The sequence below is a fragment of the Shewanella sp. AS16 genome (assembly GCF_021412365.1).
Taxonomy (GTDB): Bacteria; Pseudomonadota; Gammaproteobacteria; order Enterobacterales; family Shewanellaceae; genus Shewanella; species Shewanella salipaludis.
The window spans coordinates 1-281 of the sequence record NZ_JAKCLK010000438.1; the positions used below are offsets into that span (position 1 = coordinate 1).

General features: G+C 55.5%; 1 protein-coding gene. It reads left to right on the forward strand.

Annotated elements, in window-relative coordinates:
* Positions 1 to 74: 74 nt before the first annotated feature.
* Positions 75 to 281 (forward strand): hypothetical protein (locus LZP73_RS20995; protein WP_442800793.1); only part of this gene is annotated, 207 nt, incomplete at its 3' end.

A 281-nucleotide genomic window follows, 5' to 3' on the forward strand; every position in this document is an offset into this window, starting at 1 on the left:
CAGGTGACGGCGTTTAACGGCCCCGTGGAGATGGTGGCGCAGTGCGAATATGTTCCCGCGTCGCAGGTGAAATCATGACCACGCTGACAGCACAACAGATTGCCTGTGTTTACGCCTGGCTGGCGCAGTTGTTCTCCCGTGAACTGGACGATGAACAACTGACGCAAATCGCCAGTGCGCAGATGGCTGAATGGTTTTCGTTGCTGAAAAGCGAACCTCCGCTCACTGCGGCGGTGAATGGGCTGGAAAACAGTATTGCCACTCTGACAGTACGTGACGAT